The 6,529-nt window shown below is 62.0% G+C and carries 7 protein-coding genes; 3 read left to right on the top strand and 4 right to left on the bottom strand.

The annotated features are described in order from the left end of the window. Positions 1 to 804: 804 nt before the first annotated feature. On the bottom strand, positions 805 to 1,701 hold the full coding sequence (locus QD356_RS17585; protein WP_054557289.1) for a Tim44-like domain-containing protein: 897 nt from the start codon (positions 1,699 to 1,701) through the stop codon (positions 805 to 807). Positions 1,702 to 1,775: 74 nt separating this feature from the next. Here QD356_RS17585 and QD356_RS17580 point away from each other — a divergent pair, with 74 nt between their 5' ends. Then, complete coding sequence (locus tag QD356_RS17580; protein WP_225996686.1) at positions 1,776 to 2,381, top strand: isochorismatase family protein; 606 nt, start codon at positions 1,776 to 1,778, stop codon at positions 2,379 to 2,381. 27 nt (positions 2,382 to 2,408) lie between these two features. Here QD356_RS17580 and yaaA read toward each other — a convergent pair whose 3' ends face one another. The 3 genes from yaaA to QD356_RS17565 all read right to left on the bottom strand — a co-directional run bounded on the left by yaaA (position 2,409) and on the right by QD356_RS17565 (position 4,869). Beyond that, positions 2,409 to 3,197 (bottom strand): peroxide stress protein YaaA, encoded by a 789-nt coding sequence (yaaA, locus tag QD356_RS17575; RefSeq protein WP_043336567.1) that lies wholly within the window; start codon positions 3,195 to 3,197, stop codon positions 2,409 to 2,411. A gap of 107 nt (positions 3,198 to 3,304) precedes the next feature. After that, positions 3,305 to 3,757, bottom strand: coding sequence for a DMT family transporter (locus QD356_RS17570; RefSeq protein ID WP_043336565.1), 453 nt, complete (start codon positions 3,755 to 3,757; stop codon positions 3,305 to 3,307). An 80-nt stretch (positions 3,758 to 3,837) separates the two neighbouring features. Beyond that, a complete protein-coding gene (locus QD356_RS17565) occupies positions 3,838 to 4,869 on the bottom strand; it encodes an NADP(H)-dependent aldo-keto reductase (RefSeq protein WP_043336563.1) in 1,032 nt (343 codons plus the stop codon). A 317-nt stretch (positions 4,870 to 5,186) separates the two neighbouring features. On the opposite strand from QD356_RS17565, the gene QD356_RS17560 reads away from it, so the two are divergent. Both QD356_RS17560 and QD356_RS17555 read left to right on the top strand, forming a co-directional pair. Then, complete coding sequence (locus QD356_RS17560; RefSeq protein ID WP_192839473.1) at positions 5,187 to 5,672, top strand: sel1 repeat family protein; 486 nt, start codon at positions 5,187 to 5,189, stop codon at positions 5,670 to 5,672. 235 nt (positions 5,673 to 5,907) lie between these two features. Further along, entirely contained in the window at positions 5,908 to 6,414 is a 507-nt protein-coding gene (locus tag QD356_RS17555; protein WP_107335865.1) for a hypothetical protein, read from the top strand. Positions 6,415 to 6,529: the final 115 nt, after the last annotated feature.

Raw genomic sequence — 6,529 nt, 5'->3', positions numbered from 1 at the left:
ATGTGAGAGTAGGTCATCGTCAGGCACTTATACCGAACCGCCCCTGCAGCCTTGCTGCAGGGGCGGTTCTCTTTGTGGCGAGAAAAAGTTGTGCTCAAAAAATTAGCGCGGGAAAGTCCACGGATGGCCACCTCATGGGAGGCCTGCACCAAGGGCAGTCATGAAAAGCTCGTCAGACACTTGTCCCGCACCGCCTCTGTCGCCTTGCTGTAGGGGCGGTGCTGTCTGTGGCAGTGCATAGGGGGTGCAAGGCGCCCTGCTGAGGAAGGGAAGCGTACAGGGATCCGCCTGTGGAAAACTGGAGTCTGAGAGTGGCACCTGAATTATCCACAAGGGCTTGTCGAGCATGAGGTGTTTCCTGGGGTAGGCAAGCCTTGCTGAAACCTTGGGTACAGCCGGCTGATGGCGAGGGCTGATCAGACGTCGCGGGTTCTGCACCTCAGGGTTGCTCATGTTTTTTACGATCAGGCTGAACTAAAGCTCAATCGGCGACTCTGAGTATGTGAGTTTCGACGTTCCCTTGCTTAGAAACTTGTCTGTGCTATCCCATCAGCAGACTTTTTGCGATCTGGCGCTCCTGCCTTGCAGTCGAGCAGCCTATCCGCCGGTCACTTCCCCAGTGGCCGGTTTTTTTATGCCTGTCATTCTGACGGTGCCTTTGTGGCCTTCGGCGAACTTTAGCAAAGCCTTGGTAGATCATCTGCAGCGAGACACAAAAAAGCGGCCGGATGAGTGATCATCCGGCCGCTTTGGCGTCTGATGTGGCCCTCACGGAGTGAAGGTCACGTCAGTGAGAGGAGCGTCTTAGCTGTTCTGCTCGATGCCCTGGATGTGCCAATCGGCGCCATCACGCAGTTCACGGACCAGGTGCCAGGTCTCGTTGAACTCGTTCTGCTCGCCATTTTCATCCAGCACGCCGTGGAACAGGACCGTCGCTTCCGCCTGCTTGCCAATCTCCTGCACGCTGCCCAGTTCAGCAAACAGACGCACGATCTCGGTACGGTTGTTGGCCGGTTGCTGAGCGCGCTCTTCACGCAGCAGATTGTAGAGCTCTGGCGTGACGTACTCCTGAATGCGCGGCAGGTCGTTGTTGTCCCAGGCGCGCTGCAGCGTCATGAAGTGTTCCTTGGCACCGCCGAGGAACTGCTCCTTGTCGAACCAGGCCGGTTCGCTGGTCGGGGCACCGCCTGTCAGGCCTGCCCCGATACCACCGGCCGGCGCCAGCGACTCGCCTTGCGGCTGATGCGCTTCACGCGCCTGCACATTGCGCGGCTGGTCATCGTGGCGTGTAGAGGAACCACCACTACCTGCCGGCCCGCCGCTCGCCATGGCGGCCTTCTTGCGCGCGCTGAGGAACTTGAAGGCGATGAAGGCGATCACCGCGATGATCAGGAAGTCTGTCATGCGCAGACCATCGAAGGCGCCGCCGAAGAACAGCGATGCCAACAGGCCGCCTGCCAGCAGGCCTGCCAGAGGTCCGGCAAACTTGGACAGGCCGCTGGAGGGTTTGGACTTCGCTGCGGTGCTGCTGTTGGTGGCCTTGTTGCTGCCAAACAGTGAGCTGGAGGATTTTCCGCTGTCAGCGGATCGTGAGTAGCTACCGAAACTCTTGCCGCCGCCGAGGCGCTTGGCCTCTGCGTGTTCGACGCTCAGACCGAAGCCGAGCAAGCCGACCATCAGCATGATGAACAGATGGCGCATGTGGGATCTCCTTGGATGCGCTAGCGTGTAAGTGGAAGCTCCATTCTAGCCTTAGAATCGTCGTGGGAGGACCAATGGACGACGAAAAGTCTCAACACCTGATGGCGAGGCGATCATTGTTGTTGCTGATCGATTTCCAGGCTCGCCTGATGCCGGTTCTGAGTGGCGGAACCGAGGCCATCAACAGTGCCATCTGGCTGGGCGGAATCGCCCAGGCGCTGGAAATTCCCGTCTGGCTGACCGAGCACTGTCCCGACAAGTTGGGCGCGAGTGCTCCGATGACGCATCTACTGAGTGAGCGCACCCGCTGCTTCACCAAGCGCAGTTTCAGTGCGCTGGATGCGCAGGACTTTCGCAAGGCATTGGAGCAGAGTGGCTGTGACCAGTTGGTGGTGTGTGGTGCCGAGGCGCACGTCTGTGTGATGCAGACCGTGCTGTCCCTGTGTGGCGCAGGCTATCGAGTGGCGCTGGTCGCCGATGGGGTCGCCAGCCGCCGCCCGCGGGAGGCGGCGCTGGGAGTGGCCCGCTGCGAGGCCGCGGGCGCCAGTATCGTCAGTGCCGAGATGGTGGCGTATGAATGGCTTGGGTGTGCAGATCACGTCCTGTTCGGCGATATTCATCGCCGTTACCTCAAACCGCGCGCCGCAGAACACCTGACTTTCCCGGGGCTGGGCGAATGAGGCGTTAAGTGACCCGCCGGTCACGTATCAGGCGCGTGCCGCGTCGGCCTCACTGCGCGTGAAGACCAGCGTATCGCCCTCAGAGGCGGCATTGGAGAAGCGATAACCGGCCACGTCGAAGTCCTTGAGGTCCTCGGCTGTCTCGATGTCGTGCTTGAGCATCCAGGCGCTCATCAGGCCGCGTGCACGCTTGGCGTAGAAGCTGATGATCTTGGACTGGCCATTCTTCTCGTCCTTGAACACCGGCGTCACGATACGGTGGCGGAACGCCTTGGCATCGATGGCCTTGAAGTATTCATTGGAGGCCAGGTTGACCAGTATCGGCGTGCCGCTGTCTTCCACCGCCTGCTCCAGTGCCGGAGTCAGCGTCTTGCGCCAGTAGGCGTAGAGGTCCTTGCCGGCCGGGTTGCTCAGACGCGTGCCCATCTCGAGACGGTACGGCTGGATGAGGTCCAGCGGGCGCAGTAGCCCATAAAGGCCGGAGAGAATGCGCAGCTTGTGTTGTGCGCGTTCAAAATCTTCCTCGCTGAACGAATCCGCCGCCATGCCCTGATAGACGTCGCCCTGGAAGGCCAGCACCGCCTGTTTGGCGTTATCCGGCGTGAAGGGCGGCTGCCATTCCTGGAAGCGAGCGGCATTGAGGCCGGCCAGCTTGTCGGAGAGCTTCATCAGGCTTGCGATGTCCTGCGGCGACTGTTCGCGCAGGATGTCGATCAGCGGTTGAGCCTGCTCGAGAAAATCGGGTTGGCTATGACGGGAGGTCACGGGGGCGCTGTCGAAATCCAGCGATTTGGCGGGCGAAATCACACTCAGCATGTAGACCTCCTGGCAGGGAAAGGTCTCAGTATATCAGGCAGACAAGATGGCCCCGAGTCCGCCAGGACTATCGGGGCCATAGATTGCACTGCGTGACGCCAGAGGCATCAATAACGGCGGATCAGGAAGACCCCCGCGAACAGCAGCAACACGCCTGCCACGCGCCCCAGCGAAAGATCATGCTGCGGAAAGGTCGCCCAGCCGAAGTGGTCCAGCACTACCGAGGCCGTCAGCTGCCCCGCCAGGAAGGTGGCCATCATGGTGGCAGCACCCAGCTTGGGCACCAGTATCACGCTGGCCGCGACGAAGAAGGCGCCCAGCAGACCGCCGGTCCAGCTCCACCAGGGGGCTGCCTTGAGGGCGCCGACGCCCGGCATGGGCAGGCGCATGGCCAGCACGATGACGACCAGCGCGATCGAGCCGACCACGAAGCTGACCATGGCAGCCATGAGCGAACTGTGGGTCTGCAGGGCCAGCGTGGAATTGACGCCAGCTTGAATCGGCATCATGGCACCGGCGGCGACAGCCATGAGGATCATGCTCAATTCAGCGGGATTCATGAGGGGTCCTTGGTCACGAGCAGGCCGGTCATGATGACCGGCCTGTCGGGGTTGTGTATCCGCTACGGGTCAGAGGCGATTCAGGGGCACGGGTTGGGCGCGGTGTTGTGGATCATCTCGATCTCGGCCAGCACTTCCTCGCTCAGCTCCACCTCGAGGCTTTTGATGTTGCTTTCCAACTGGGTCATCGTCGTGGCACCGATGATGTTGCTGGTCAGGAACGGGCGAGTGTTGACGAAGGCGAGAGCCATCTGGGCCGGGTTCAGGCCGTGACGACGCGCGATATCCACGTAGCAGGCGATGACGTGCTGAGCCGGCTCGGCGTTGTAGCGCTGGAAGCGCTCGAACAGCGTCAGGCGAGCGCCTTCCGGACGGGCGCCGTCCAGATACTTGCCGGACAGGGTGCCGAAGGCCAGCGGCGAGTAGGCCAGCAGGCCGACATCTTCGCGGTGCGCGAACTCGGCCAGGCCCACTTCGAAGCTGCGGTTGACCAGGTTGTACGGGTTCTGGACGCTGGCCACGCGCGGCAGGTTCAGGCGCTCGGCCAGATTCAGGCACTGCATCACGCCCCACGGCGTCTCGTTGGACAGCCCCACGGCGCGGATCTTGCCGGCGGTGACCAGCTCGCCGAGGGCCGACAGGCTTTCTTCCAGCGGCGTCATGTCTTCGTCTTCGGTCGGCTGGTAGCCCAGCTTGCCGAAGAAGTTGGTCTTGCGGTCCGGCCAATGCAGCTGATAGAGGTCGATGTAATCGGTGCCCAGGCGACGCAGGTTGTCGTCACAGGCGGCGATGATCTGCTCACGCGTCAGGCGCGAACCACCGCGCAGGTAATCCATGCCCGGGCCGGTGACCTTGGTGGCGATCTTGACCTGATCACGATTGCCGCGTGCCGCCAGCCAGCTGCCGATGTATTCCTCGGTACGGCCCTGGGTCTCGCCATTCGGGGGCACCGGATACATCTCGGCGGTGTCGATGAAGTCGATGCCAGCGTCAAGCGCACGGTCCAGCTGCTGGTGGGCATCGGCTTCGCTGTTCTGCTCGCCGAAGGTCATGGTGCCAAGGCATAGCAGACTGACGTCGATGCCAGTACGGCCAAGAGCTCTACGTTGCATGCAGGATTCCCCTATCGGGTAGGTGTCAATGTAGCGGGCAGGACGAGTGCTTCCAGCACGCGCGTGGCGCGCGGTTCGCGCGCGTACTTTACCCCAAGGATGGCGCACATATTAGCAGCGTAACAAAAACCCACAAGGCGGGCTTGAGTCCCCCCGATTGCGCGAGTATGCTTGGCGCCCCGCTGTCAGGGGAGCAGTCTTTCTAGGCCGCCCGCAAGGGCAAACTGACAGTGTTGGCAAGGAGAATAGCGTCGCGGGCTCAGGATCGGGCCAGGACACGGCGTCACCCCTCTTATTCTGTATCAAGGTTACTCGTCATGCCGCAGGCCCCAACCCTGATGACTGGACTGAAATACCGCCTGGCGGAGCGTCTGTTCCACGCCTCCTGGCTGTCCGGCTCTCAGCAGAAGCATCGTCTGACCATGCGTCTGTTCAATCACTGCGCCAATGCCGGTCACACCGGTGCGTTGTCATTGTACGGGCACATGCTGTTCCAGCGCGGCAACTCCGCTCAGGAAAAGGCCAAGGGCGCGCGTTTCGTCATCAAGGCCGCGCAGGCCGGCGACGTGCATGCCCAGTATCAGGCGGCGCGTATCTATGAGTATGGCTGTGCCCAGTACCAGAGCGATCCGGCCAAGGCCGTGACCTGGTACGCACGTGCCGCCGAGTGCCGCCATGCTCTCGCGGCCCAGCGCCTGGCGCGTGCCTATCGTGAAGGCTCCCTCGGTCTGGCGGTCTGCCCGCACAAGGCCGAGCAGTGGGAAGCCCACGCCCGCACGGGTAGTGAGGCAGACCTGCACTGAGCTGATGTACTGCTCTCGCTGCCACTGACAACGCCCTCTTCGTGAGGGCGTTGTCGTCTCTGGCCTTCTCATGTGCGTCTCTTGAACGTGATGCCAGCGTGATGGAGCAGATCGACCTGATGCCTGCGTTGACAGCGTCGCGCTCAGGACTCGCCAAGCAGGGGGCAATTCCCGTAACCTGAGGACATTCAACCTCTTCTCGCCCGGGCCCTGTCTGCCTGAGATACCTTGGGAGATTCGTGTGACGCTGCCTATTCTGCTCGATATTGAAGCCTCCGGCTTTGGCCGTGGTAGCTATCCGATCGAGATCGGGCTGGCGCGTGCCGACGGCAGCAGCTGCGCCTTCCTGATACAGCCTCTTGATGAGTGGGTGCATTGGGACCCCAAGGCGGAGCTGTTGCACGGCATCTCACGGGCGCGGCTGGCACGCGAAGGGCGGCCAGTGCGTGAGGTGGCGCAGTGGGTCAATGATGAGCTGGGTGAGGCCGGAATCGCCTACAGCGACAGCTGGGGCTACGACAATACCTGGCTCTCGCTGCTGTTCTATCATGCCGGCATGCTGCCGCGCTTTCGTCTCGAGGCGCTCAGACGGCTGCTCGATGAGGAGCAGCTGAATTGCTGGGCGGAGCTCAAGGAAGCGGTGATCGCCGAGGGCGGCATCCAGCGCCATCGCGCCGGAGATGACGCCCGTCTGCTGCAACTCACCTGGCAGAAAGCCCAGTCGATCGGGCGCAGCGAATAAGTCTCTGCCAGGTGCCTCGGGGCCTACGCCTGGCGGCATGAGCGACACTGCTGTCAGGCCGGGTGTTGTCAGGCGGAGCAGCGAGCACGAGGTAGCGCCAATAAAGCCAAAATAG

The sequence above is a fragment of the Cobetia sp. 2AS genome, assembly GCF_029846355.1.
Taxonomy (GTDB): Bacteria; Pseudomonadota; Gammaproteobacteria; order Pseudomonadales; family Halomonadaceae; genus Cobetia; species Cobetia amphilecti.
The sequence above is the reverse complement of the archived record's forward strand: the minus strand, read 5'-3'. Positions and strand labels throughout refer to the sequence as shown.